Annotated in this window: 27 protein-coding genes; 15 read left to right on the top strand and 12 right to left on the bottom strand. The window is 44.6% G+C overall.

Annotated features, from left to right (window positions below; genetic code table 11):
- Positions 1-175 precede the first annotated feature (175 nt).
- Together AB6E78_RS20255 and AB6E78_RS20250 are read left to right on the top strand one after the other, a co-directional pair.
- Positions 176-1,066 carry a DMT family transporter gene (locus AB6E78_RS20255; RefSeq protein ID WP_017062738.1) on the top strand — a complete coding sequence of 297 codons (891 nt, stop codon included), beginning with the start codon at positions 176-178 and terminating at the stop codon, positions 1,064-1,066.
- A gap of 68 nt (positions 1,067-1,134) precedes the next feature.
- Complete coding sequence (locus AB6E78_RS20250; RefSeq protein ID WP_017062739.1) at positions 1,135-1,752, top strand: glutaredoxin domain-containing protein; 618 nt, start codon at positions 1,135-1,137, stop codon at positions 1,750-1,752.
- A gap of 153 nt (positions 1,753-1,905) precedes the next feature.
- On the opposite strand, the gene AB6E78_RS20245 is transcribed toward AB6E78_RS20250, so the two are convergent.
- From AB6E78_RS20245 to AB6E78_RS20235, 3 genes are all read right to left on the bottom strand, one after another.
- The gene (locus tag AB6E78_RS20245; protein ID WP_010431176.1) at positions 1,906-2,040 is read right to left on the bottom strand and encodes a hypothetical protein; all 135 of its coding nucleotides are present in this window, start codon (positions 2,038-2,040) and stop codon (positions 1,906-1,908) included.
- A 284-nt stretch (positions 2,041-2,324) separates the two neighbouring features.
- Positions 2,325-2,675, bottom strand: a complete 351-nt coding sequence (locus tag AB6E78_RS20240; protein ID WP_017057980.1) for a hypothetical protein — start codon at positions 2,673-2,675, stop codon at positions 2,325-2,327.
- A gap of 100 nt (positions 2,676-2,775) precedes the next feature.
- Positions 2,776-3,981, bottom strand: coding sequence for a multidrug effflux MFS transporter (locus tag AB6E78_RS20235; protein ID WP_372134111.1), 1,206 nt, complete (start codon positions 3,979-3,981; stop codon positions 2,776-2,778).
- A 108-nt stretch (positions 3,982-4,089) separates the two neighbouring features.
- On the opposite strand from AB6E78_RS20235, the gene AB6E78_RS20230 reads away from it, so the two are divergent.
- The gene (locus AB6E78_RS20230; RefSeq protein ID WP_372134110.1) at positions 4,090-4,986 is read left to right on the top strand and encodes a LysR family transcriptional regulator; all 897 of its coding nucleotides are present in this window, start codon (positions 4,090-4,092) and stop codon (positions 4,984-4,986) included.
- 142 nt (positions 4,987-5,128) lie between these two features.
- Positions 5,129-6,973 carry a putative bifunctional diguanylate cyclase/phosphodiesterase gene (locus AB6E78_RS20225; RefSeq protein ID WP_372134109.1) on the top strand — a complete coding sequence of 615 codons (1,845 nt, stop codon included), beginning with the start codon at positions 5,129-5,131 and terminating at the stop codon, positions 6,971-6,973.
- 106 nt (positions 6,974-7,079) lie between these two features.
- Here the strand turns inward: AB6E78_RS20225 and AB6E78_RS20220 are convergent, their stop codons facing one another.
- The 3 genes from AB6E78_RS20220 to AB6E78_RS20210 all read right to left on the bottom strand — a co-directional run bounded on the left by AB6E78_RS20220 (position 7,080) and on the right by AB6E78_RS20210 (position 9,744).
- Entirely contained in the window at positions 7,080-8,390 is a 1,311-nt protein-coding gene (locus AB6E78_RS20220) for a peptidoglycan DD-metalloendopeptidase family protein (protein WP_372051256.1), read from the bottom strand.
- 276 nt (positions 8,391-8,666) lie between these two features.
- The gene (locus AB6E78_RS20215) at positions 8,667-8,966 is read right to left on the bottom strand and encodes an isoamylase early set domain-containing protein (RefSeq protein ID WP_009845720.1); all 300 of its coding nucleotides are present in this window, start codon (positions 8,964-8,966) and stop codon (positions 8,667-8,669) included.
- Between the two features lie 124 nt (positions 8,967-9,090).
- Positions 9,091-9,744 (bottom strand): hypothetical protein, encoded by a 654-nt coding sequence (locus AB6E78_RS20210; protein WP_017064322.1) that lies wholly within the window; start codon positions 9,742-9,744, stop codon positions 9,091-9,093.
- Between the two features lie 32 nt (positions 9,745-9,776).
- On the opposite strand from AB6E78_RS20210, the gene AB6E78_RS20205 reads away from it, so the two are divergent.
- From AB6E78_RS20205 to AB6E78_RS20190, 4 genes are all read left to right on the top strand, one after another.
- Positions 9,777-10,259 (top strand): GFA family protein, encoded by a 483-nt coding sequence (locus AB6E78_RS20205; protein WP_170926836.1) that lies wholly within the window; start codon positions 9,777-9,779, stop codon positions 10,257-10,259.
- A 175-nt stretch (positions 10,260-10,434) separates the two neighbouring features.
- Positions 10,435-11,109 (top strand): YoaK family protein, encoded by a 675-nt coding sequence (locus AB6E78_RS20200; protein ID WP_102427987.1) that lies wholly within the window; start codon positions 10,435-10,437, stop codon positions 11,107-11,109.
- Between the two features lie 228 nt (positions 11,110-11,337).
- The gene (locus AB6E78_RS20195) at positions 11,338-12,708 is read left to right on the top strand and encodes a YjiH family protein (protein ID WP_372134108.1); all 1,371 of its coding nucleotides are present in this window, start codon (positions 11,338-11,340) and stop codon (positions 12,706-12,708) included.
- Between the two features lie 435 nt (positions 12,709-13,143).
- Positions 13,144-15,015 carry a methyl-accepting chemotaxis protein gene (locus AB6E78_RS20190; protein ID WP_102321342.1) on the top strand — a complete coding sequence of 624 codons (1,872 nt, stop codon included), beginning with the start codon at positions 13,144-13,146 and terminating at the stop codon, positions 15,013-15,015.
- Between the two features lie 128 nt (positions 15,016-15,143).
- On the opposite strand, the gene AB6E78_RS20185 is transcribed toward AB6E78_RS20190, so the two are convergent.
- Both AB6E78_RS20185 and ppiC read right to left on the bottom strand, forming a co-directional pair.
- On the bottom strand, positions 15,144-16,550 hold the full coding sequence (locus tag AB6E78_RS20185) for an alpha-amylase family glycosyl hydrolase (protein WP_017062749.1): 1,407 nt from the start codon (positions 16,548-16,550) through the stop codon (positions 15,144-15,146).
- Positions 16,551-16,833: 283 nt separating this feature from the next.
- Positions 16,834-17,115 carry a peptidylprolyl isomerase PpiC gene (ppiC, locus tag AB6E78_RS20180; protein ID WP_258185064.1) on the bottom strand — a complete coding sequence of 94 codons (282 nt, stop codon included), beginning with the start codon at positions 17,113-17,115 and terminating at the stop codon, positions 16,834-16,836.
- Between the two features lie 281 nt (positions 17,116-17,396).
- On the opposite strand from ppiC, the gene AB6E78_RS20175 reads away from it, so the two are divergent.
- A complete protein-coding gene (locus AB6E78_RS20175) occupies positions 17,397-18,311 on the top strand; it encodes a chemotaxis protein (protein WP_017062751.1) in 915 nt (304 codons plus the stop codon).
- Positions 18,312-18,405: 94 nt separating this feature from the next.
- Here the strand turns inward: AB6E78_RS20175 and AB6E78_RS20170 are convergent, their stop codons facing one another.
- The 4 genes from AB6E78_RS20170 to hutW all read right to left on the bottom strand — a co-directional run bounded on the left by AB6E78_RS20170 (position 18,406) and on the right by hutW (position 21,745).
- Positions 18,406-18,966, bottom strand: coding sequence for an ATP--cob(I)alamin adenosyltransferase (locus AB6E78_RS20170; RefSeq protein ID WP_048610703.1), 561 nt, complete (start codon positions 18,964-18,966; stop codon positions 18,406-18,408).
- 113 nt (positions 18,967-19,079) lie between these two features.
- Positions 19,080-19,610, bottom strand: coding sequence for a heme utilization protein HutZ (hutZ, locus tag AB6E78_RS20165; protein ID WP_004731858.1), 531 nt, complete (start codon positions 19,608-19,610; stop codon positions 19,080-19,082).
- A 155-nt stretch (positions 19,611-19,765) separates the two neighbouring features.
- A complete protein-coding gene (hutX, locus tag AB6E78_RS20160) occupies positions 19,766-20,287 on the bottom strand; it encodes a heme utilization cystosolic carrier protein HutX (protein WP_016784265.1) in 522 nt (173 codons plus the stop codon).
- A 48-nt stretch (positions 20,288-20,335) separates the two neighbouring features.
- On the bottom strand, positions 20,336-21,745 hold the full coding sequence (gene hutW / locus AB6E78_RS20155; RefSeq protein ID WP_372112161.1) for a heme anaerobic degradation radical SAM methyltransferase ChuW/HutW: 1,410 nt from the start codon (positions 21,743-21,745) through the stop codon (positions 20,336-20,338).
- Between the two features lie 161 nt (positions 21,746-21,906).
- Between hutW and AB6E78_RS20150 the strand changes: the two genes are divergently transcribed.
- From AB6E78_RS20150 to AB6E78_RS20125, 6 genes are all read left to right on the top strand, one after another.
- Entirely contained in the window at positions 21,907-22,701 is a 795-nt protein-coding gene (locus AB6E78_RS20150; RefSeq protein WP_372074932.1) for a TonB family protein, read from the top strand.
- 2 nt (positions 22,702-22,703) lie between these two features.
- The gene (locus tag AB6E78_RS20145; RefSeq protein ID WP_372074933.1) at positions 22,704-23,405 is read left to right on the top strand and encodes a MotA/TolQ/ExbB proton channel family protein; all 702 of its coding nucleotides are present in this window, start codon (positions 22,704-22,706) and stop codon (positions 23,403-23,405) included.
- On the top strand, positions 23,402-23,815 hold the full coding sequence (locus AB6E78_RS20140; RefSeq protein WP_017064314.1) for a biopolymer transporter ExbD: 414 nt from the start codon (positions 23,402-23,404) through the stop codon (positions 23,813-23,815). Before AB6E78_RS20145 ends, AB6E78_RS20140 begins: the two co-directional genes overlap by 4 nt.
- Before the next feature lie 165 nt (positions 23,816-23,980).
- The gene (locus AB6E78_RS20135) at positions 23,981-24,868 is read left to right on the top strand and encodes a hemin ABC transporter substrate-binding protein (protein ID WP_372074934.1); all 888 of its coding nucleotides are present in this window, start codon (positions 23,981-23,983) and stop codon (positions 24,866-24,868) included.
- A 106-nt stretch (positions 24,869-24,974) separates the two neighbouring features.
- Entirely contained in the window at positions 24,975-26,012 is a 1,038-nt protein-coding gene (locus AB6E78_RS20130) for an iron ABC transporter permease (protein WP_048609731.1), read from the top strand.
- Complete coding sequence (locus AB6E78_RS20125) at positions 26,012-26,794, top strand: heme ABC transporter ATP-binding protein (RefSeq protein WP_017062759.1); 783 nt, start codon at positions 26,012-26,014, stop codon at positions 26,792-26,794. The genes AB6E78_RS20130 and AB6E78_RS20125 overlap by 1 nt, the downstream gene beginning before the upstream one ends.
- Positions 26,795-26,935 lie beyond the last annotated feature (141 nt).

Raw genomic sequence — 26,935 nt, 5'->3', positions numbered from 1 at the left:
CACAACGGTATGCTAAGAACAAAAATGCCGTTCACTCTTAAGTGAACGGCATTAGGGCTATGGCTCAACCTTTTTTCATATTCAAATATTCTGACTGACTTCATCAATGCTTTTTCTGGTTAAGTGGTGCTAAATCCGTATCATAGGTGAACCACATCAAATAATTAGAAGCATCATGTCACAACACCATCCGATCCAAGGCGCTAGCTGGATGCTAACCGCAGGCCTAGCCTTTGCCGTTATTAACAGCCTAACTCAAATTGCTAGCATTCATTTCGGACTTACTTCTACCACCGTTGCCGTCATTCAATACGCCATCGCGTTATTCGCTATTCTTCCTTACCTAAAAACGCTGGGTATTCGCCGCGCGCTAAAAACCGACAACCTCAAATTGCACGTATTCCGTGTCTTCTTGTCTGTTATTGGTATTCAACTTTGGATATGGGCACTGGCTTACCCAGTACCAATTTGGCAAGGCATTGCCCTTCTCATGACATCGCCATTGTTTGCAACCATTGGTTCAGGGCTTTTCTTAAAAGAGAAAGTTGGGGCTGCTCGCTGGGGCGCGACCTTAGCAGGCTTCGTGGGTGCGATGGTGATTCTAGAGCCGTGGGCTGAAGATTTTAACTGGGCAACGTTATTACCAGTCGGTGCCGCTTTCTTCTGGGCATGCTACTCACTGATGGTGAAAAAACTCTCTTCGCAAGACAGTCCTTCAACCATGGTGGTCTATCTTCTACTATTAATCACACCATTTAACATCCTGCTTGCTGCGCCAGATTGGCAAACGCCAAGCGGCGGTACAATCTGGGCTATATTGATTGTTATCGGTGTTATGACGGCACTCGCTCAATGGGCGATAGTAAAAGCCTACTCGGTCGCTGATGCTTCGTTTGTGCAACCTTTTGACCACGCCAAATTACCGCTAAACGTTTTAGCAGGTTGGATTGTATTTAGTTGGGTTCCACCGGGTCGTTTATGGCTAGGGGCTGCTATTATTATTGCGTCAGTTGCATTTATAACGCACTGGGAAACTAAAAAACCTTCAAAAGTGAAGAAAGTTTAAGGTTGGTGAAATAAATAGTTCGACAGTCCGTTCTATATGGATAAGAGAATTCAAACGAGGCCGTAACCATGAAGAAACCAGTCAAGATTACACTATACCGTTGGGCAGGCAGCTGGGGTCCATTTAAAGTTAATATCCCATGTGGGGAATGTACCCTTACCAAAGACATTCTGAAGGATACTTTTGAGAATGAATTGGCCGATGTCGATGTCGAACTGGAAGTGAAAGATTGGTTGTCTCACTGGTGGGAGCCGCTAAAACTTGGCTCTTGGCACGCCCCAATCCTTGTTGTTGAAGGCAAGGTTGTCAGCCAAGGTGAAGCGCTTAATCGCGGTGTGTTAATCCAATCCGTGATCAAAGAGTGGACCAAACGAGACAGCTTAAAAGGCAACATCGTTTATGGTAAGGCGACCTGCCCATTCTGTGTTAAAGCAAAGAAAATGTTGGATGAAGCGGGTGTTGAATACCAATACCACGATGTCGTAAAAGATAGCGCCGCTTTGTACCGTATGATTCCAGAGGTAAAAGCACACATTGGTGAGAAAACACCGGTCACCGTCCCGCAGATCTGGCTTGATGGTAAGTACATCGGTGGTGCCGATAACTTAGAAGCGTGGATGAAAGAGAATGGCTTAGATAGCATCCCTAATAATGTGGTCGACTTATCCAATCAATCTGCTGGCTGAGTTCATTAAAAGCCATTAGTCAGAAGCTTAATTAGTGTTTTTTGTGTCCATCCACAACAAAACAAAGCGATAACTTTCACCAATCGCTAAAACGAAAAAGGCCTTAAACTTCATCGAGTTTAAGGCCTTTTAAAATTCCGTTTTTGAAAATGCTTATTTAGCCATTTTCTTCATCATTCGCTTAAAGAACGATGGTTTCTTTGGCTTTGAAGTGCCGTACAATGCTTCGTGCATCATGTTTTTTGCTGCCATTTGACCAAGGTATGCGTGGCCTAGTTCGTAATTCATGCTTATCTCCGCACATAATCAACTTTCTTTAGCGCGGATTTTACACTTAAAACGCCCAAAAACAAGATCTAAATCACATTTTAATGCAATGTTAAGTGTTAATTTGCAATTAGCCTAATTTTATCTCTGTGCTAATCAGCATTGTATATGTATATCAATGAGTTAACCTAAATTCTGGTTTGAGCTTAATGCTCCATTCCTAATAACAATCTAAGACATGGTTTAGACACTGATAAAAAAAGCAGCTCAATAGAGCTGCTTTCTAAAATGCTTTACTGAGAAACCTAGCTGCGCTTTGGCTGTCTGTAAGTTTTACCGGCAATTTGGTATGTGTCTTTTTGCTTCAATTCAAACATCGTTTCAAAGAACCAAGCTGCAAATTTGATTAAGTCATCGCCTTCATTCATAACATGTTCGATGTACTCTTGCTCTTCGCCTTGTTCATTTTCTTGAAGCGTCACGTGGTAAATACGCTTTTCGCCTTCCACTTCAGCAAGTGCAAATTGACCAGTCAGTGATGCAGCAGCCTCAGCGACTTCTGTATCCTCATTGGATTTCAATAGCTCAAGCGCTTGAGGCAGGCCATCTAGTGCGCAGATAGCTTTTACCAGTACTTCAAATTCATTTTGCTGCATTTTGTTTTTACCTATTCAATGGACCGAAGCATTGTAGAAAACCATCAGCACAAATACAACGTATTAACGATGGTGCGTTAAACGATAGTGAATTTAGTGTTTAGCTATATTCCACTTCAACAGTATCGCCTTTGTTGTTCATTTTGGTTGAAGACCAAAGCACTCCGCCCATGGCTGCGCCAATAATGAGGTAGAACACGCCTAACTGTAGATGAGTCGTGACCCAACTCTCTACTAGATACCCACCCAATAAACCCGCTAAACACATCTGAATAGAGCCCGACAATGCCGATACTGCGCCCGCTTGCTTCTTATGAGGTTCTAATAACATGCTGATTGATAATGGGAACGAAATGCCTTGTGCTATCGCCAACCAAGTAAACGCCCAAACCAAGTTAAAGATGGATAACTCATGAGTAAGAAGCCAAGTTCCCGAAGCCAAAATAATCAAAATCACAAGGCTCATCAATTGCGGAGTGCTAAACCTACGATTGAGCAAGTTCAAAGCAACGCTACCGATCAGTAAGCCTGCCGAAGGGACAATCATCAATGAACCATACTCAGCGGCGGTCAGCCCCAATTGCTCTTGCATTAAGAATGGGAACAAAGATAACGATACCAAACTCGCCATATAACTCATCCAGTTATAACTGGCGCTGCTTATCACTTGGCGATTCGTTAACAAGCGTCCGTAGTTCTTTACCACTTGGCTGACTTCAAAACGGCTCTTCCCATATGGCAGAGTTTCATGCAACACGAAGTAACCCAGTGTGAATATCGCCAGTAAATACAATAAAACGAACAGGAACACCGCCTGCCAACCAAGGTGGAATGAAATCCAGCCACCAAATACAGGCGCGATGATCGGCATAATCGACGCGGTGATCGAGATATAAGACAACGCTTTGGTAAGCTGTGAACCATCATAGCTGTCACGAAGCACACTTCGCCCAAGAACCGAGGCACTGCCCGCCCCTAAACCTTGCAGCAAGCGACCAACTTCTAGCGCCGTCATATTGTCAGAAAACACAACACAAACGACTGTACCAATCAAATAAACACCCTGACCTAACAAGAAGATAGGTCTTCTTCCCACCGCATCGGACATCGGTCCGTAAAATAGCTGAGACAAGCCAAAACCCACCAGAAACAGCGTGACGAGAAGCTGTACATCTACTTGAGTAGCACTTAAATCAGAAGCAATTAACGGTAATGCTGGCAAGTAGATGCTCACACCCACCTGCCCCGTAGCAATAATCATCATTGCTAAGAGTAACGGTGTTTTTTTAAAGGTCGATTGGCTCAAAAAATTCCCTATTCGTTTGATATTTGTTCATTAGACGAGTTTACATTCAAAACCAATAATTGATAATTAGCTAAATTGGAATTTTATTAAGTCCCAGCAGGAAATAATATGGATTGGATTCTTAACGTAAAAAGCTACGTCAGAGTAGTCGAAGAAGGCAGCTTCAATGGTGCTGCTCGAAAGCTGAACACCACCAGCTCGGCGATCAGTAAAAGAGTGAACTGGTTAGAAGAGCGCATCGGCACCCAACTGTTAAAGCGTACCACGCGATCAATTAGCCAAACCGAAGCAGGTGCGCTCTTTTACCTGCGAGCCAAGGATCAGCTCGACAATTGGCAGTCCATTATTGATGAGACTCGCTCGGTTAACCAAACCCCAGCAGGCCTATTAAAGATTGGCGCTACGATTGCGGTTGGCTCTAAGTTTCTGGTGCAATACATGGACGACTTCTTAGAAAAGTACCCTGATATTAAGGTACAACTCATCACCACTACGCCCGGTCAATTACCCGAGCTTGGCTTGGACTTGGTAATCAGTCGTGAACTAGAACAACTCAACTCATTAAGCTTCAAGAAAACACCGCTGTTTGAACACAGAGCCAGCTTCTATGCAGCGCCAAGCTATTTAGCTAAACATGGTTACCCCGCCAACGAGCAGGACTTAGAACAACACAACTCTTTGATTTGGGGAGAGCGTCCGACCCGTGAAGTAGCACTCACCAAAGGGCAGCGAATAACGTTAAACGGTAACTTTGCGACCACTAATCCAGAGGCTTTGTTTCATGCTGCGAAGCGAGGAATGGGCGTACTGTTAACCATCAAAGCGATGATCAAAGAGGATCTAAAGCAAGGGACATTAGTTCCAGTATTGCCAAATATTACCGCCGACGAAGTGATGGTTTACGCGTACTACCCTAAGCTTGATTACTCGCACACGCGAACCAAGCTCTTTTTGGACCATCTGAAAGACAGGCTAGACAAAGAGCGTAGCACGCAAGCTCTGTGAAATAAGTCACGTTTTAATTTGAAAAGTTATACAACACGGTCAATAATAAACTTGACGCATATAGATTATACAAGTTCGCACATATACAAGATAATACGTATACCGCTTACACAGTGAATCTGGTTAACTAGGGGTGGTGGCTATGACTCAACATACGCACAATAGCATGATAGACACAGAGCGCATTGGCCGTTTGCTGAAATTGGAAGGTATCGACCTTTTAGAGTCAGCTGTGCTTACTTTACATCAGACCTTTGATACTCAATACACCAGCATCATTGAGAAGAAGTACTTCCCTGACCAAACCGTTCCTTTGGTGATCGCCCATTCTGATCATGTATTGCATGACAAAATCAATGCGCGCCATGGTCACATCTACCAACAAGCCGTCAACCAAAGACACCCAGATTGCTCGTTTGCTCAGTACGTCGTCCAGTCATTGCCAACATCGGCATTTAGGCAGGAAATCACCTCACAAAACTCCATCGCGATCCCGACTCAAACTCAAAGTGGCGAAGTGATGGGCGTGCTGTTTTCAACGTTCACCTCGCCTCTTAGCCCTGATCAGCAACAAGACGTGGTAAAGCACCATCAATTGTTCGCCGACATCATCATCCATACCTTGCGTGAAATGTGGTTTAACGATCGTTCCGAACAACTTGTAAATCAGCTTAGTTATGAGGTGTCACACGACAGCCTAACCGGGTTACTCAACCGAAGCTGTTTATCAGATACCTTAGAGTCGATTACTCAACAGAGCGTCACTCCGTTTACATTGGCTTTACTCGATATCAATAGCTTCAAAGCCATTAATGATATGCACGGTAATTATATTGGCGACAAGGTGCTGCAGTTTGTCGCAGAAATATTGCGCCGAACTTTACCTGAAAGCAACCTGACTTTCCGGACTGCTGGCAACGAGTTCGCCTTCATCACCTACCATTCTGATCCGATAGCCGTGTGCGAACAAATACTGGCCAAAATTAAGCAGGGCTACAGTAGCGTTGATATCAAGATAGATTTCGACGTCAGCATCGGTATTGCCAGTTCGGATGGAGACAACAAAGACGTTGAGCAAATCATCTTCAATACCAGCTTGGCGCTTAAAGAGTGTAAACACAGCCAAGATACTCATATTCAATGTTATGACACTCACTTAAGAGTTCGTTACCAAAGAAAAACCGAGCTAGTCGCAGCGCTACGAAGTGAGCTGGAAAACCCAATTTCACAAAGCTATATCCCCGACAGCAATGGAATGTACGTAGTGGTACAGCCGATTGTGGGTCAAGGTGAAACGCAATGGGAATATTTCGAGGTACTGACTCGCTGGAAAACCGCCAGACATGGAGACATCTCACCCGTAGAGTTTATTCAAGTGGCAGAAGAGTCAGGGCTGATTGTCGAATTAGGTGAACGCATTATTGAATTGGTGTGCCGCGCTAAAACCACACTAGAGCAAGGCTTGGGCTACAAGGTTAAACTTGGAATCAACTGCTCTGCGCACGAGCTTACTGATTCGAAACGTTATATATCCTACCTGACTCGAACCATTGAACAGCACCATTTTAAGGCGAATGAGTTTGTTATCGAGTTAACCGAAACCGTTCTGTTATCGCCAACACAAGAGACAAAATCCGCGCTTAACTTTCTGAGAGGACAAGGCTTCACGATTGCACTCGACGACTTTGGTACAGGCTACTCCAGTTTGAACTACATCCACAGCTACCCTATCGATTGCATTAAAATTGATGCGACCTTTATTCGAGACTTGTTAACTAGTTCGACCTCAGAGAGCGTAGTATGGCTGATTGTTCAACTGGCCCATAGACTCGATGTATCTTTGGTTGCGGAAGGTGTTGAGAAGCGTGAGCAATTAGAAAAGCTGCACGCGATGGGATGTGACAAGATCCAAGGTTACCTCTACTCACCTCCAATGCGGCCTGAAGCTATCGTTAGCTATGTCGCGCACTCAGAGCCTTTAGTTTAAACCCTTACCGAACCTTCTATTGAGAACTAAAAAGCCGCAAGAGCATCACTTAACACTGACTGTGCTTTGTGATGCTCTTGCGGCTTTAAAACAGTTTAATGGCTAGCTACTTACTAGCATTATTAACCATTGCTAGATTGCGCGTTTCTAACGCTGCCTTCAATAGCTTGTCGGCTTCATCTCTCGCGGCTGTGAATGTCGCTTTTTCCTTTTTAGGCACAGAATCGGCCATTGGGATATTCGCTTTCATCGCATCAACAGGGCGACCACGTTCGATCAGTTCATAGTGCAAGTGAGCACCTGTCACTCGACCCGTTTTACCCGATAGGCCAATACGTTGACCACGAGATACCGTTTGTCCTTTACGAACAAGGATCTTGCTTAAGTGCAAGTAGCGCGTTTTATAAGTGCTACCGTGTTGAATCACCACATAGTTACCCGCATAAGGGTGTTTACGCGTCATGATCACTTTGCCATCACCCGTTGCTTGAACAGGTGTGCCAATTGGTGTCGCGAAATCCGTACCGTTGTGCGGTGAAATACGGCCAGTCACAGGGTGTAAGCGCTTAGGGTTAAACTGAGAACTTTGGCGCCAGCTACTGCTCACTGGGTAACGTTGGAAAGCACGTTGTAAGCTATCGCCATTAGCATCGTAATATTGTCCGTCAGTGTGTAAGTATGCTGACACAACGCGGTTACGATTCATGATCTTAATTGCTTCAATTTCACGTTTTCCGGTTGCAACACCATCAACATATTGCGCTTTTTGAAGCACTTCAAACTGATCGCCAGCACGTAGGTCTCGGCTAAAGTTCAGCTTATCTTTAAGAAGAGTCACAATATGGTCAATCTCAAGACTGCTCAGGCCAACCTTGTTCGCCGACATAGAGAAGCTGCCTTGAATATCACCCACTAAAGGTTTTTGCTTCCATTCACCAGGAATAGAGATGTCTTCGAATTCGTAGCTGCCGTCACCAAGTAATCGGTAAACCACTTTGTCCGCGACGCTAAATTGAAGTTCCATTTTAGAAAGGTCGCCGGTCGCTTCATCACGCCAAAAGCGCAATGTATTACCCGGACGAAGCGTATCTAAAGCAAGGAAGTTCAAATCAGTTTCCATCACGCTCATCATCGATTTGTAAGAAAATCCAAGCTGAGTGAAGATGCTACTCAAGTTATCGCCAGATTGAATTTGGTACTCAAACGTTGGCGGTTCGATAACAGTAACAGAAGAAGGTGACAGAATTGACTCAATCACGGTTGAGTCGGGCAAATCAAGATCGATCGTTTTCGTCAGATCCGATTGTGACGATTGCAAAGCAACACCAATCGCAGCAATAAGTGGCAGTCCCAAAATAGCTACTTTTTTTACAGGTGAAAGCTCAGCAAACGGAGAGGGAAATATTTTTGAATACACGGTAAACAGGTCTTTCTACGATATAAAGGCATAGGATATGCTTTTCAAACGCATAAATCATCAATGCATTGTCATAATATGATGTGAATCTTCCCAACTTAGCCTAAGTCATTGAGTTGCCGTAGATAAAGAGCCACTAGATAAGAAATAAAATTAACCGCTAAATTTAAAAATAAAAAAGCAGAAACGGCTAGTTTCTGCTTTCTATTGGTTGACGTTATTCCGTTTCGAATAATTAATAAACGAAGCGAATTAGTCGCTGGTTTTAAGAAAAGATTATGCGTTTACCGTCGACACTAGGCAGTTGTCTTCACCAAACTCATTTGGGATGTAACGGTCAGCATTCGCATCGTTCACCCATTGTTGGTCATCAACTAGGTAGCGGAATTGAAACTCGCCATCTTTAGGTAGACGAGTTTTAAACTTGTAAACCTTCCCTTTGGCCAGTTTTTTCATTGGGGTGGCTTTCCAATCAAGAAAGTCAGCAACGATGGATACAGAGTTCGCTTCTTGAGCTTCTAGCTCGAAGGTCACTTCAACTTCATCTTTCGTCTTAAAAAAACGTTTATTAATCATTCGCAAGCTCCATTTGTAATAATAAGCGGACACAAAGCTAACTGTGTCTAAATTTCATTCATCTAACTAAGATAATATGTAATTTGGCTCACATAAACAACAGATCCTTACATTCACGAAAACGTTATTGCTTACCAATTGATTGCGTATCAAAAGAAAAACTCATTAACACCTTTTCAGAAGGGGGTTCTGCAAATGATTGTTCCGCAGAATGCTGAGTAAAGCCGATAAAACCTTCCCCAGTAAGTTTATTCTGTGATTGCGAACCTGGCTGCTGAGCTACCTCCAATGTCTGAATTTGTATACGATCACCCAGTAAAAGTTGGTCGACTAACACCACACGGCTTCGTTGCTGGTCATGCTTAAACAGGCCTAGATAATAGAAAACACCGCTGCCTTGGTTAGATATCCACATCGGCGCGACAAAGAAACTCGCCTTGCCCAACGTGGCGGCTGAAAGATTATTGGTGTCTACCGTTACCACACCGCGCTCAACACCTGAGTCATAGCGTCCAAACGCGATGGCTCTAGGCTCATCAACTTCATTGATAAAAGCGTAGGCGTTAGTCTCAGGAACTTTAATTGTCCATGGATTGGTCGTCTTCAAATCAAAAACGGTTTCTACGACTGGGTCATAACTCACTTGAGAAGAAGGAAACTTCGCCAAGATCTCTTCATCACTTAAGCTAAAGCGATAAATACCCGCTACTATCACCACAACCAGCATGACAATTGGAATCAGTAGAATCAGAGGGATAGGTAAGATTTTCTTTTTCATGGGCAATTATATTCTTTTGTTTTCATCCAGTTGTGCAGACCATAAAGGGCTTTAGTATAATTATCAATACAGGGTTAACCAGAAGTGGAGCATGGATGGATATCAATCATATTAAAGATAGAAATATCAGAAGTTGCGAATGCCGCTGTGGAGCAGTCAACCTAGTATGCCGAGGTGAACCTCAACGTACATCTGTCTGCCATTGCTATGAGTGTCAGAAACGCACCGGAAGTGTGTTCGGCGTTCAGGCTCGGTTCCCAATAGAACAAGTTACACTCAGCGGTGAAGTGACCTCTTTTTCACGCATCAGCGATACGGGTAATGAAGTCACCTATCAGTTTTGTCCCAAGTGTGGCACCACCATGCTTTTGCAGTCGGTTGCCGCCGCTGATTTTTATATCGTCCCGCTCGGATTATTTAAAGAGCAAGACTTCCCACTGCCGAGCTTTTCGGTTTATGAAGAACGCAAACACGGTTGGGTTAAGTTCGACCACCAAATGAGCCATTACAACTAGTTCGTCATTGAGCGTTATCTTTATCTCGTTATTGACCGTTATCTTTATATAGCAACAGTATTAAAACAAACTGCAATACTGTTGCCTAAGATCAAATATCAACGCTTCACAGCGCTAGCGTATCTTTTGTCTAGCGTTATAATCTTGCTCCTCTATTTAACCCAGGGTGAACCACATGATTTCTAAGTTACCTCGCTGGGTTGAATACGGCGCCCTTTTGTTAGCTGGTCTTGCTGGCAGTGTTAATGCTATCGGCTTACTTGGCTTCCAACATCAAGCTATCTCCCATATCTCCGGCACCATGTCTTTGCTAGGCAGTAGCCTGCTTACACCGACCTCGGCTTCTGTTCACCTCCTATTGGTGATCATGAGCTTCATGTTAGGTGCGGCGTTCAGCGGGTTCTTTATTGAAAACCAAGCATTGAAGTTAGGACGCCGTTACGGTGTTGCACTATGTATTGAGGGTGGATTGCTGTTTTTGGCGCTGTGGACACTGTTGCAAGGCTATACTTCAGGTCAGTATTTCGCTTCAGCCGCGTGTGGTTTGCAGAACGCGATGATCACCACTTACAGCGGGGCAATCATTCGAACAACACACATGAGCGGGATCATTACCGATCTTGGGATCATGATTGGCGCTCGCTTAAAGGGGATGCCTTTTGACTGCCGTAAAGCCAAACTGCTAATTTTCATTGTGGTTGGCTTCCTGTTTGGCGGCTTAATTGGCGCTTGTCTGTTCCAACGCTTCGAAATCTTGGCATTGGCTTTCCCTGCCTCTTTTGCTTTCATTATTGCGTTTAGCTACTGGTTATACTTGACCTATCGAACTGAAACCCCAGTCAATTTATAAATATCTGGCAATATAACCTCAAACTACGTAACATCCGCAACACTTTATTCTAAACTCTTAATACGTTGCAGAATAACCAGTATGAATATTTAGCGATATTTGATGAATAGTATTGCAAGCGATATTAATACTGGGTAATCTTGCACCCAATGAGAAAATACGGACGTTTAGTGAATAAAAATGCCAAGGATGTGGCTTTTTTACGTGTAGAAATTCGAGAACAATAACATGTCTAACAACAAGAATACTGCTCAAACAGAGAAATCTAAAGGCAGTTTCTGGGTTTTCTTAATCCCATCATTGATTGGTTTATTCCTTTTCATGGCGCCAATCAGCTATCAAGGTGATCTAACCATCCCTGTAGCTATCTTAGCCAAATCAATTCAAGCGGTTTTCGGTGAATATCTAGTCCCTATCATCACTGCGATCGTTGCTTTCATGTCTGTAGCTTCAGTTTTAAGCACCATTTTTAAGCCTACATTCATTACATCAAATTCATTTTTAAACGGCCTTTTCAACCCATCTCCACTGTGGTTGCTGGTTCGTTTAATTGGTGGTGCTGCAGCCGTTATGGCTTTCTTCCAAGTTGGCCCTGAAGTTATTTGGGAAGAAAATACTGGTGGTCTGGTTCTAGAAGGCCTGCTTCCGACACTGTTCTCAGTATTCATCTTTGCTGGTTTGCTACTTCCGCTTCTACTTAACTTTGGTCTACTAGAGCTGTTTGGCACGCTACTAAGTAAAATCATGCGTCCAATCTTCAACCTACCAGGCCGCAGTGCTATTGACTGTATGGCTTCTTGGTTGGGTGACGGCAGTGTTGGTATCCTGCTTACAAGCAAACAGTACGAGAAGAAATTCTACACTCAGCGTGAAGCTGCGGTTGTTGGTACGACTTTCTCAGCAGTATCTATCACATTCAGTCTTGTGGTTATTGCTCAGGTAGAACTAGAGCACCTGTTCCTACCTTTCTACGCAGCAATCTGTTTAGCGGGTATTGTGGCAGCGGTGATCATCCCTCGCCTTCCACCACTAAGCATGAAGAAAGATACTTTCATTGATGGCAGCAAGCCGCACAAAGACGCTGACGCGATCCCAGCAGGTCACTCAACGTTCTCTTGGGGTCTTGAGCTAGCGGTAAATAAAGCATCTCAAGTAAAGTCGGCTAAATCTGTATTTGGCGAAGGCGTTCGTAACGCCGTAGATATGGTATTTGGCGTACTGCCTGTTGTTATGGGTTTAGGTACAATGGCACTGGTTATTGCGGAATACACGTCTGTGTTCTCAATCCTAGGTCAGCCTTTCATTCCATTCCTAGAGCTACTTGGTGTTCCTGAAGCGGTTGCAGCATCTGAAACGATTGTTGTTGGTTTTGCGGACATGTTTATCCCAGCAATCCTTGCGGCTTCTATCGACAACGAGATGACTCGCTTTGTTATTGCAGCAATGTCGGTAACTCAGCTGATCTACATGTCTGAGGTGGGCGCTCTACTTCTAGGCAGTAAGATTCCAGTGAACATCTTAGAACTGTTTATTATCTTTATTCTACGTACGTTAATTACGCTTCCAGTTATCGTTGGTGTAGCGCATCTAATATTCTAAATTAGATACTACTTATGTAACTCAATAAAGATTCAGTTTATAAAGCCTCACTTTTGTGGGGCTTTTTATTTGCGAAAATATATACACAGTATTATTTGGAGTTCAATTAATTTATAAGCTCTGCATGTCATTTGATCTCATATCGTTTGTTCACCCCGCCTCTTTTTAATAGAAAACTGAACGCATAACTATCAAATTAATACATTCTTAATTCCTCCTTAAACTCCGTCTAGCCCCATTCCCCAACTCATTGAACCAAATACTAAAAGCAACAAATATGCGCTTTAGTGAATTTTGCATTGTTTAGGTTGTTGTATTTTTGTAGTCTATTTTGTGAAATTACATTCAAGTAAAATCCAATCTAGTCGATATATATAATTACAAAAACACGATTAACTTTAGTCTTCGCAAAGCCTGTGAGAAGGGGAAAACTCAATGAAATTTAGCCATAAGGTGGTTGCTGCATCATCAGCCTTGCTGCTAGTGACAGTATCATTGCTTTCAATACAACAACTTTACACTGTAAGAAGTGCAGTAGAAAACCACGTCAATGCGAGCCTGAAAGAGATGGTCTCGGGCGTGAAAAATACCGTCGTATCGGAGATGAACGCCAAGAAAGCGTTGGCTCAATCGACGACTGAAGTCATCGAGATCAACCCTGAAGATCGCGCTTACGTTAAAGAAATCTTAGAAAAGCCAAAGCTTAAAAACAGCTTCCTAGCGGTTGGTTTTGGTTATGAAGCAAACGGTTTCGTTATTGAAAATGATGATGGTTGGGATGCCGGTCCAGACTACGACCCACGAATTCGTCCTTGGTACATTGATGCTAAATCCAAAAACAGTTTAGTTGTTACCGCTCCTTATGTGGATGCATCAAGTAAGAAAGTCATCATATCAGTAGGTACTCCAGTTAAAGACAACGGCCGCTTTACTGCGGGTATGTTCTACGACCTAGAATTGACGAACCTTGCTACCTTGGTCAACCAAGTGAACTTGTTTGATGCGGGTTACCTGTTCCTAGTAACAGCCGACGGCACCACGATTGCTCACCCAAATGCGAAAAACAACGGTGAAACGCTATCAAGCTACATGCCACAAGCGACTATTCGTGAAGGCTCTCAAGAAATTGAAGTCGACGGCAAAATGTTCCTAGTTAATTTCACCCACATCCCTAGTGAAGATTGGTATATAGGTGCAATCCTCGATGAAGAGATCGCGTTCCAAACCGTTGAAGAATTGAAGAACAGCTCAATGATCTACTCGTTGATTGCAGTTATTCTCAGCATCATTGCACTGACTGTTCTGATTCGTGTGTTAATGCGTCCACTGGATGCGCTTAACCAAGCCATTCAAGATGTGGCGAGCGGTCAAGGTGATTTAACTAAGCGCCTAGATACCAACACAGACCAAGAGTTCTCTGACCTAGCGAAAGGTTTCAACACCTTTACTGAAAACCTGCAAAATCAGATCATTCAATCGAAAGCGATTGGTGTTGAAATTAAGCGTGGTACTGAAATCACGGTTAAAGGTGCAGGCGAATCAGCGAAAGCGATGAATACCCAACTGGAAGAGCTTGAACAGTTAGCGACTGCAATGAACGAGATGGCGGTTACTGCAACTGAAGTTGCAAACAATGCTCAAGGCGCAGCAGCGGCAGCCCGTGAAGCAGACGAAGCAACGCTAGGCGGCACATCTGTCGTAAGTGACACCACTCAAGCGATTGATAACCTTTCAGCACGTATCGACCAAGCGGTTGCCGAAGTACAAGTACTTGAATCAGCAACAGCCAACATCGAAACAATTCTAAAAGTAATCAACGATATTGCAGACCAAACCAACCTACTGGCATTGAATGCGGCTATTGAAGCGGCGCGTGCTGGTGAATCAGGCCGTGGTTTCGCAGTCGTTGCCGATGAAGTTCGTACTCTGGCACAACGTACTCAAGAATCAACTACGGAAATCCGCAACATGATCGAGCAGCTCCAAGCGGGTGCAAGCTCAGTATCGAACGCGATGAACCAAAGTAAAGACACAGCCACTGACGCCGTTGAACGCGCTCAGCAAGCGAACTCTTCACTTGACCGTATCCGTGACGCGATTCAACGCATCTCAGATATGAACATCCAGATTGCTTCAGCGGCAGAAGAGCAGAGCTTAGTAGCGGAAGAGATCAATAACAACACTGTTAAGATCAAAGACCTTTCAACACAAGTATCAACAGCGGCCCAAGAAGCGAATACCGCAATGCAGCAGCAAACTGACAATGTTCGCCAACAAGACGAGCTATTGAATAAGTTTACGGTTTAACCAAGGTTTGGCTCAGTTGCCGTTTGGCTGAGTCGCCATTTGGTTTAGTTACCGAGCAATAGCTTAAAATAAAAAGCCCCGATTACTGATTGCCAGTAAGCGGGGCTTCTCTTTCTAGTCTATCCAAGTTAACTCGTGACAGGCTTCAATTCATTCGTCGTTAACATCATACATTGGTTCGATTCCACCTTGATGGTTAAATCCTTACCAACACATTCAAACACATCATCCGACAGTAAATCGGTTACCGCACCAGTCCAATTTAATGAGGCTGTTTTGCTTCGCTTCGACTTGTTGATCACCACAATGCCTTTATCGCCACGGACAAACACCAACAAATCATCATTCGCTTCAACCACACGCATCGCTTCGCCATGAACATGGTTATGGAATTGAATCATGCTTTTCATGTAAGGCGCTTGCCAGTCGTTAAGCCAACGAGGCTGACCGCTCTTGTCCAGAATACCGCTGGTGCTCAGTTCACTGTAAACAAGCGGCACACCGCCGTCTCGACCAAGAATGAAAGCATGAGCCAATCGCTCATCCACTTCATCCATCACATGCTCCAAAAACACCTCGTTATTGGGAATATCATGAGTGACCGCAAACGTGATCGCTCGCATATTCGACAGAGCCTGACCAAAACAGTATGGGTTAATCAAAGACTTAAAGCTGCCCTGCTCTTCAAATGCTTTGAAGATGGTGTTGAACAACGGGAAATCGTAAGCGCCTAAGCGAGTGTGTTTAAGATAAGGCTCAAGGAACAGCTCATACTCTTCTTCTGTCGCGCCGCCATCGGTAATGATCTCACCGAAGATGTGCATTTCTTCGCAGATGTCATCAGTCCACACCTTGCGTAGATGTGCCAGTGTCATGTGCTTTGCCGCGTCAATGCGAAACCCTTTCACACCAATCTCTTTCAGTGCTTTTAGGTAGGCTCTTTGTTGTGCCACCACATTATCGTTATCGAGTAGCGTTGGCAGGCCAGGATCGCTGGCGCCACCGGTAATACGCCCGTTTTGCACTTCCCACGTGTCTTTCCAGTTCTTGATACCAAACGCTTCCACGAAGTCGTTCTCATCAAAAAGAGGCTCAGAAAGGTCACCAAACAAACGTATGGATTCATAATAGTCAGCATCTTTTTGATAAGACGCCATGTCTTGCTGATTGGGATACGTTAGATCACCGCGGATACCCGATTCGTTGGCCATGTGGTTAAACACCACATCCACATAAGTACGAAGCCCATGTCGCTTTAACGTGTCGACCATCGCTTTAAAATCTTGTGTGTCACCCAACTGATTATCGATCACACGATAGTCTTGGGGCTGATAGCGTTGCCACCATTGAGTACCAGAATTTCGATCGCAACCTTTAGGGCCGCGCAGCGATTTCATCGCCGGTGATACTAAAACAGATTTATAACCCAACTCTTGGATCAGTGGGGCGTTCTTCATTACGTCAGCGTAGCACCAGTCAAAGGCATGCAATATGACATCTGTCGCTGGTTTGCTTAACATAGCTGAACTCTCCATGTTGTTCTCCTACCAAACTCGTTTACAGCTTTTTAGAAAAGGCAAAGGCTAAAAGGCAAAGCTGCAATAAATTTCCTCAAGAATGGCATTTATTATATGAGTTACTCATTAAAAACCCTCCTCCTCCTACCAATTACTCACGGTGGATGGTTGAGGGCGTAGCACCAATTATCGCATAACGTCTGGGATGAACACTCAACCGTAGTGCTTTAAAACGCGCACAAAAGTCACAAAAAAGGAGCGTATATACGCTCCTTTTATTCAATCTAACACATATTTATAACTAAGTTCTGTAAAGAACCTTCACCACATGCCAACCGAATTTTGTTTTCACAAGGTGTGGTACAAGCGTCTCGCCAGAGAAACAAACCTTATCAAACTGAGGCACCATTTGACCTTTTTTGAACTCACCTAGGTCGCCGCCCTTCTTACCAGATGGACAGGTTGAATGTTTCTTTGCTAGCGTTTGAAATTTAGCGCCCTTTTTAAGCTGCGTCATGATGTCTTCTGCTAGTTCTTTATGCTTCACCAAAATATGAAGCGCTGCTGCTGTTCTTGCCATGATAATTCTCAGTTTGTTGCTGCCAGTTTACTTACGACGATTACTTAGAACATCGCGAATGAACTGACTGTTGTAAATCTGTTTGCCGCTAACGGCTTATCGACATAAATTCATCGACAGCCAGCGTTTAGCGTGATTTTAACCCAAGAACCGCTATTCTTCACTCTATAACCGAAAACAACTGCCTTAAAGGCCATTAAAAACCGCATCGCGACTTGCTGCGGCTTCCATTTCCCTTTAAATTAATCCTTATAAATTAAGCGCGTATTAAGTAGGAGCCACTTATGGCCAAACCGATCAGTAAAGCGAGTCAGTCACAGGGAATGTTGATGTTCAAGTTGTCCCTCACTCAAAGTTTTGCGATTGGCACGCTTAAGGTCAGAGAAATCGTCCCTTTTCAGCCGATGACTCAGATCCCCTACTCCCATCATCACGTGATTGGTACAGTGACTATCCGCGACCTTACAGTTCCTGTGATTGATATGTCCGCTGCGATTGGCTTCCGTCCGATAACACCCGCTGAATACCAAGATTGTGTACTCATCGTTACTGACTGTTTGAGAACAGTTGTGGCGTTCTTGGTTCGTTCAATTGATAAAATCATTGAATGCGACTGGAAGAGCATTGAATCTCCACCCACCAGTGTGGGTCGCAATGTGTTTGTAACGGGTATTACACGTTTTGAAGACCGTATTGTGCAAATGCTCGACGTGGAACTGCTGCTTTCTAAGATCTACCCAGCTTATGAGAATGCTCATATCCCGATGCTGACCGATGTAGAAAGGGAACGCCTCAAAGCATTGAACATCTTATTAGTGGATGACTCTTTGATTGCACGTAAACAGTTATCTGATGCCTTAGACAGCATCAACATCCCTTACAGCATATGTAACAACGGCTTAGATGCCATCGACCTAATGCGACGCCAAGCCAGCGCTGGCAATGCCATTGATCTTCTGGTGAGTGATATCGAGATGCCGGGATTAGATGGTTATGAGCTTGCATTTGAAGTGCAAAACGACAGCGCTTTAAGTCACGCTTACTGTATTTTGCATACCTCACTGTCCAGTGAGATCTGTGTCGACCGTGCTAATCAGGTGGGGGCGCATGAAGCGCTTGAGAAGTTCAACGCGGGTGAATTAATCGAAGCTATGCTACGCGGCGCAAAAGTCTTAAACGGCGCCTCTACGGCTGCTTAGGCTCTGTTATAGAAGCTAAACCTGGCATAGTGCTCAATGGTTTAGCTTCTTAGTCTCTTCTTTCTTCAAATCTTAATAAGAATAGAGCTAACCGTTAGTCTTTGTTTTCTGGCATAGACTTTTTCGGCATAGAGTAGCTCTTACTCACAAATTCCACTTCCTCGACTTCATTCACATGATTGGTAAAAGAGGCCAATGCATAGAGAGTGTTCGCGACTAGGTTGGCGTATTTAAAAAGAATCGGGTCTGGCGACTTTTTGCTTTCATGATGTTCAATACTCACCAAAGCTCGCACAACTTTCTTAGCCTGACAACGACACAAGTGAAGTTCACTAGACACTCGGTGTCCACCGGGTAAGACAAAGCCTTTAAACCCCCCTTCTAACTGCTCACGGATACGATGATAATCTTGCTTGAGCTCGACCAATTCAGACTCGGTGATGGCAAGCTTACCGCGCACAGAGCCATTCAAATGGTAGATGTTTGGCTGCAAGCGTTGCAGGATCTCACGAACCTGAGGCTCTAGCTCTAAAGACAACACCAATCCAACTCGGCAACAAAGTTCATCCGACAAAATCTCAAAATCACAGATAGGACTGTCTTCATAAATAAACGGGTAACAGAACTCGTCCCAATCTCGACTTACTGGTTTCACGTACCGATCCTTACACATAAATAGTCATCAAACGTCAATATACCAAACTCTTTGATTTAGACATAAAAAAGCCCTCACATTGGAGGGCTCCTGAAGAAATCGGTTAAACGAGATTACTCGTTAGATACTTTTTTGTGGCCTTCTTGTAGGTGAACGAAGTCCACCAGATCGTCGCCTGACACTTGGTATGCTTGACCAAAGCCTTTAACGAACAGGCCGTTCTCAGCTTTAAGGTTAAACAGAGAGAAGTCTTGAAGTTGGCTCAAACCATCAATGATTTCACCAAAACGCTCTTGCATCTGGCCAATCACTTGAGTCCAAAGTTCCGTTTCACGCTCCACAACACTTGCTTGAGCATCAAACGTTAAACGCTTACGTGCGTAAAGCTGCTTCGAGCTCTCTTCGTCTTCAATCATCATCAAAGATACCTGAGGGTTCGCTTTCAAGTTACGAGCATGACGAGCAATATCAGAAATTAGAACAAAGTAACCTTCTTGGTTCTGAACGAACGGTGCGTAACTTACGTTCGGGCGACCTTCTTCATCAACCGTTGCAAGTTGAAGGGTACGGCGCTCTTGGCGAAACTCTTTAATTTCTGGACCTAGGCGACCTTGTAGACGTTCTTGTTTTACTTGCTGTTCCATGGGTAATTCCTTTCTTCACTTTCTCTGATTTATTATTTTTGCCCAAGGTTGAGCGATCATAAGCGAACTAAACGATCCTCGAGCATTGATGTCTTGTTTAAGCCAGTTGGCAACCCTATGTAAGATTGCTGCTGATTATTTACTGTAAATTGAACTTAAGCTTGTTCTTTTAGCGCTTTGAAGCGCTCTACTTGGTCGGCAATAAGCTCACGCTTTTCGTTGCGGCCTAGGTAAATCTTAAAAATGTTCTCACCGGTTTCACTGAAGAAACCGAAGTAATGACTTTCACGACCCATGAACGCCTTGCTCACCAAACCGATATGTTTAACGTTATCCAGTTTTAGGTGGCCATGAAGCTCGCCTTCTTTGCCCATCAGGTTGTAGTAACCACGCGCTACTTTACCTTTCGGGAATGGCGCTTTTACTTCAAAGATAGAACCAAATGAATGCACGATAGTGGTCACAGGGCCCCAACCCACTAAACCTTCTAGAATCTCTTGAGCACGGCTGCCATCTAGCATTACCGCCATATCGTTTGGAAAAGCAGCAACCACTTCAACCTCTGAAACACCTAGCTTCTCAGCAATTGCTGTTGGCAGTAGTTTTGGCTCTTCTTCTAAAATTAGAGCTACGCGTTGTTCTAGAGTTTCTGTCATTTCTAATGTTGTATCTGTCATTGAATATGTTCCGTATAAACGAGTAAGTTATAAACTAAAAATTCGATATTAAGCGTGCTTCAAACTTGCATGCGGGTGTACGCCCGAACCTGACGCTTTAGGCGCTGGGTGCATAGCTTGGTATTCAGCGTTAAGCACTTGAATCACACTCTGCGCTAGGCTTACCGCCCAAAAGCTGCCAGCAATAGTCAGGCTCAGATAATCTTCCGAAAGCTCAACTAAACCGTTCTTTTCCCAATGCGCGAACAAAGGCTTGAGGTAGTCGAACGTATCTTGCCCCATAAATCTCGGTAGCGTACTTCTTCTAACAACACCAGAATCGAAACCTGCCTTTAATGTCGAGAAGGTCGGCTCTAGTGAGCTTTGCTTCGTCATCATGGCAATCGGTAACTGACCTTGCTTAATAGACTCCATGTAGCTGTCTAAAGTTCGATGTTGCATCACACCATGACCGCCAATGTTGCCTCCAGCACCACAACCAATGGGAAGCACTTCGGCATAGGTTTTCGCTAAGCTGTTGTAAATGCTGCGTTCGCGGTTATCGCGAGTCCAGTGATTCACACTCAGTTGCTTGACCTTGTGCTTGGCCATGAATTCAACACCCGCCAAGTACATGCTCGCCTTATCAGGCGTATTGGCCGGCGGTGGGATTTTTCCTTTCTCAACAAGATTAAGCATAGGTGCATTGCCCGCAACGATCAGTTGGTAGAGGTCAATACCGTGTGCGCCAGTAGACATGTAGTCTTCTAAATCTTGTTGGAACACTTCCATAGATTGGTGTGGTAATCCGTATAACAGATCAAGAACGATTGGCGCTTGCTCGGTGCGGCTTAGTGAACTGATACGTTCTAGCACAACCTCTCGGTCATCTAGGCGCTTAGCACTACGTCGAACCTGAGTATTGAAACTTTGAATACCGAACGAGAAACGATTGAAGCCACCTTCAAGCGCACGATCAAACATCTCGTCACCAAATCGATTGATGCGCCCTTCCAATGTCATCTCAACATCGTTTGCTAGTGGGAAATATTGACGAATCGCTTTACCCAGCTGCTCAACTTGTTGAGACGACAAATCGGTGGGAGTTCCGCCACCAATATAGACGGCGTGAAATAGTCCAGACTGAGCCCAAGGTGTTTTGGCTTTCTGCTTTAGCTCGACCATCAGTGCATCGAAATACTCATCCACTAATTTACGGCTTGCGGCATTTTGGAAGAAATTGCAGAACGTACAACGCACACGACAGAAAGGAATGTGGATATACAAGCAACGCGTATCCTGTTTTTTCCCTTCACTCAGCATCAGTTCGTCAAAGAGTTCTAACTTCTTACTGGGGTCGACCGGAATTGAACTTCCTCCGGCGTGTGCAGAATGCTTTTTCGCAAACGCAAAACGAAGCGGATCAGGGCTAGAAATGCCCAAGATTGATTCGTCAAATTTATAAATATTAAGACTCATATAATCTCTCTAAACACTTACATAGCAAAGTCTGGAAGACTATTCGCTAAAAACTGAGAGAATCATAAATACACGTAAATGATAATGCAATTGATAATTGATCTTATTTAGATTCTAAGCAATAATCCGATACAGAATTTTGATTTGGTAAAGGATTGATTGTGAACGTTCCTAGGTATGTTGTTGCAGGCGGTGCATCGTTAGTGATTCATGCGGCACTATTGTTGGTCGCTCAAGAATCCAAAGTATTTGCGATGCCTGCAGGTAGCCAATCGAACACGGTATCGATCAACTTCACTCCAAAGAGCATGCCTTCTCAAGCTCAACAAAAAACCGTCACCGAACCGGTTGAACCAGAACCAATCAAAGAACCTGTTTCAAAGGCAGAGCCAAAAGCTGTTGAGCCAAAACAGGCTAAACCAACACCGAAGAAAAAGGCTATCACCAACAAGCCTCGGCCAAAGAAAGTCGAAAAGAAGATTGTTGAAAAGAAGCCGGTTCAAAAAAAGCCAGTAGCTGAAAAGAAAGTCGTTAAGAAAGAGCGCCCTGAGCCAAAAGCAAAGTCAAAACCTACGCCACAACCAGAAAAGTTAGCCGACAAGAAAGTCGATAAAAATATGGACGAGTCTGCCAACCAGCCTCAGGAAGTAAACCAGGGCATATCAAACAAAGAGCCCGTATTAATCACGAAGCCATCATTTTCTTCTCGCCCTACACCGCCGAATTACCCTCGCCAAGCACGACGTCGTGGTATCGAGGGTGTAGCAACTTACGAGATCTGGCTAGACGCTGAAGGTAAACAAGTTAAACAAGCATTAGTAAATTCATCAGGCGCACTGATGCTCGACAACGCCGCATTAGAAGCCATTAAACAATGGAAGTTCTCACCTCACACTGTCAACGGCCGAGCAATCGCTCACCGTGTACAAATACCTGTTCGTTTTAGGTTGGATTAATCATGCAACAAATCAGTTACTTACAAGATCAACTTGGCTTAATGACTTGGCCGCTTCTCATCTGTTCAGCACTCACGGCAATGATCATCGCTGAGCGAATCTTCCAAGTCATGCTCAGCATTGGTGTTGGCAAGCGTGCTATCCGCCGCGAGCTAAACCAAATTTCACCGACTAACAGCCAAGAAATCGAAGCACTTGCTCATTCAATTTCAGGCAAAAGACCTTTGCTCTACAAAGGTGTCTCTATGCTGCTCGCTCACCACTCATTTTCAAAAGGGTTACGTGAAGATGCCGCTGGGATCTGGCTACAAGAAAAACGCCACCAGCTTCATGCAGGTTTAAGACTGCTTGGTTTGATCGGCGTGATCAGCCCACTCATCGGCTTGCTTGGTACGGTACTTGGTCTTATTGAGATGTTTAAAGGCGTTGCCGCGACAACAGGCAGCATCACGCCTAATGATTTGGCAGACGGTCTTGGATTAGCAATGCGAACCACAGCAGCAGGTTTGATGATTGCGCTTCCTGCTATTTCTGGTGCTCAGCTACTAGGGCTATGGGCCGATCGAGTGCTGGCTCAATTGGAGCATACATTGAACTATGTGAATGTGTGGCTAGAAGGCATGTCGATTCAAACCAATCAGTCTGATGATACTCAAGGTAAGCCTATCAACAAAACCTCTATCGGTGATGTGAGTCAAGCATGATTAAAACGCCCCACTCATCTCACACACAGAGCCTAGCGCCAGACTTAACACCGCTGCTCGACATCATTTTTATCGTGATGGTTTTTCTATTGCTTACGGCATCAGTAAAGCTGGAGTCACTGGAAGTTGAGCTACCAAGCTCGGATGTTAAAAACGTTTCTGAAGTCCACAAAGACTCGATTAGCGTCAACATCCTAGACCATGCCCCCTACTGGGCGATTAACGGCCAAGAGTATATCAACTGGGAAAACTTCAAGATTGCCTTGTTAGAAGAGACAGGCTCAACGGATAAAAAACCGATCATCATTGGCGCGGATAAAGCCGCCAATGTTGAAAACCTAGTGAAGTTGCTTTCATTCCTTCAAGAGAACGGAATACCAGCGACTCAACTGCTCACGGACGATGGCTAGAACAACACTCAATTTTTATGAGGCCTAGCGTTTATAAAATTTGGCTCCTGATAGCTAAGACCAAATAGACAGAACTAAGCCTCTCTATCGATTCGAACTCACAATGCGAACGGACTGCTCACTGAGTATCTTCGCGATACAAAAAGAAAATATAAAGAACTTATTATGAACAACTTAAACGTGCTCAATAAATTAAAGACCAAGACACATCTCCTTTCAGTTGCCGCTATGAGCCTGGCACTTAGAGCACCCGCAATGGCCAACGACGCTGAACAACCTCGAATCATCAGTGCCGGTAGTGCCGTTACTGAATTGGTTTTGGCATTAGGTGCTGAAGAGCAGCTAGTCGCGATTGATGTGACCAGCCACTTTCCTCAAGCAGAAAACCTGCCAAAGATTGGTTATCACCGAAACCTGTCTGCTGAAGGTCTACTCGCCCTAGAGCCAACCACATTGATTGGCTCGGATGAAATGGGACCAGACAACGCTATCTCTCAATTAAAATCGGCAGGCGTCGATGTAGAGATTGTTAACACTGAAGCAAACGTGGAAGGGCTATTAAAGCGTATCGACCAAATCGCAAAGATCACCCATACCGAAGACCACTCGCAGCAAGTGAAAACCGATGTGAATCAAAAGATCGCAGCACTGAAAGCGAACCAAGTACCAAGCAACGAAGCGAAGAAAGTTCTATTCCTGTTGCTGCATGAAGGTCGCCCTGCCAACGTTGCTGGCGGTGAAACATCACCAAACGCAATCATCGAGTTAGCTGGCGGTATCAACCCTGCCGCTCAGAGCTTAACGTCTTACAAGCCACTTTCAATGGAATCACTCGTTGAGATGCAACCTGATGTCATTTTAGTAAGCGGCCGTAGTTATCAAAAAATGGGCGGTGCTGATGCCATCCTGAAATCGCTACCTATGTTAGCGGCAACGCCTGCAGGTATGAACAAGCAAATCATAACCGTAAATGGCAGTGCTTTGGTTGGCGGGCTTGGCCTTGAAAGCCTTTCTGAAGCTAAGCGATTAAACGCACTTATCTATCCGCTATAACTCGATCACCCTATTCTTACTGTTGCTAGCTCAATGCCCGTCACCAGCCTACTTTCGCAATGTTGGTGATGGATATTGAAGTTAGTGACGGACATTGAGGCCCTTTATGTTGTTACGATCCGTCCCGCTGAAAACATCGATGTTAGGCCTAGGTGCTACCCTAGTCTTCGTCGCACTGTTTTCAATCACCGTTGGGCCAATGAACATTAGCTTGGCTGACAGCGCAGCGAGCTTACTCCAGCCAAACAATGACTTGGCCCCCCACATCAACTTGGTGATTCAAGAGATTCGCTTACCTAGAACCATTTTGTGTATGTTGATTGGTGCGATTCTCGCGTTATGTGGTGCTGTTATGCAGGGCTTATTTCGAAACCCGCTTGCTGAGCCTGGGATCATCGGTGTGTCTGCTGGTGCCGCGCTAGGTGCAGCACTGGCCATCGTACTTTTCTCTGAGCTATCACTTCAATATCCTGCTTTCATGAACTTTGCTGCGGTTCCTGTGTTCGCTTTTCTTGGCGGTGCTTTAACCACTCTATTGGTGTATAAGCTGGGCACGGGTAAATTCGGTACTTCTGTCACCATCATGTTGTTGGCGGGCGTGGCGATCAGTGCGCTATCCGGCGCTGGTATTGGCTTCTTGAATTTCATTGCTGATGACCAAATGCTGCGCGATCTTTCATTGTGGTCGATGGGTTCATTGGCGGGCGCTAAGTGGTCAGGAATTTTGCTGGCAGCTGTCACGCTCGTTGGCTTGTTTGTTGTTTTCTACCGCCAAGCGATGTCTCTAAATGCTCTATTACTGGGCGAGTCAGAAGCGCAACACCTTGGTATCCCAGTTCAAAAGCTGAAACGAAAGCTGATTCTACTGACGGCTGCGGGCGTTGGTATCACAGTTAGCCTGTCTGGCATGATTGGTTTTATTGGATTGGTTATCCCACATTTAGGTCGCATGTTGGCAGGCCCTGACCACCGAGTTCTGTTGCCACTATCAGCGGTACTAGGCGCACTGCTGCTAACCGCCGCAGACATGTTCTCACGTGTGGTACTTGCTCCGGCTGAACTTCCTGTTGGTATTGTCACTGCGATTATCGGCGCCCCATTCTTCTTATATCTACTATTTCAACAGAAAGGGAGAATCCTTTAATGTTTCCTTCAGCTTTAAAAGCGACCGATATCGAAGTGAAGTTCGGCAGTAAAGTGATATTAGATGGCGTTTCTATTGAGATTGAAGCGGGAAAGGTAACCACACTGCTTGGGCCAAATGGCGCAGGTAAAAGCACGCTGCTTAAAGCTTTGTGCCAAGAGATATCAAGCAACGGCGATATCCAGTATTTTGGACACAGTAAAGACAAGTGGCCTTCTCAAAAGTTAGCGAAGCACCTTGCTATGCTTCCTCAACACAGCACATTGACCTTCCCATTCTTGGCACATGAAGTTGTCGAGCTTGGTGGGATTCCTCTGCAAGAATCCAACAAGAAGCTGACCAGCATTGCTAGCCAAAAAATGGATGTTGCTGATGTGACTCACCTGAGTGAAAGACTTTATCCTTCGCTATCAGGCGGTGAAAAGCAGCGAGTGCACTTGGCTCGAGTGTTAACTCAGCTTCACCACTCTGGTGACCAATGTATTTTGATGCTTGATGAACCAACCTCTGCACTGGATCTTGCCCACCAGCACAACACCTTAAAGATTGCGAGAGAATTAGCCGATAACCACAATGCCGCGGTTATCGTGGTTTTGCATGATCTCAACTTAGCCGCGCAGTATTCCGATCGATTGGTGGTATTGAAAGATGGCAATTTGGTGTGTGATGGCAAGCCTTGGGATGCACTGAAACCTTCGATGATAGAAGATGTGTATGGTTACAAAAGTATCGTAGAAAAACACCCAACCATGAGCTTCCCTCAGGTTCACCCCGCACAATAAGTCCGATTAAGGAGCGACTCGTTTTGAGTATTCGTTCTTGATAACAATGACGTAATCCTAAGCCTCGATTTGTTCGGGGCTTTTTATTGGTTCATCGCGGATTAGCGGGAACTAAAAACAAAAACGGTAGTAAGTGATATG

Origin of the sequence: Vibrio sp. 10N.247.310.98, assembly GCF_041467395.1 — a bacterium.
Lineage (GTDB): Bacteria > Pseudomonadota > Gammaproteobacteria > Enterobacterales > Vibrionaceae > Vibrio > Vibrio crassostreae_C.
Note: the sequence above shows the minus strand (reverse complement) of the source record. Positions and strands in the feature narration are given on the sequence as shown.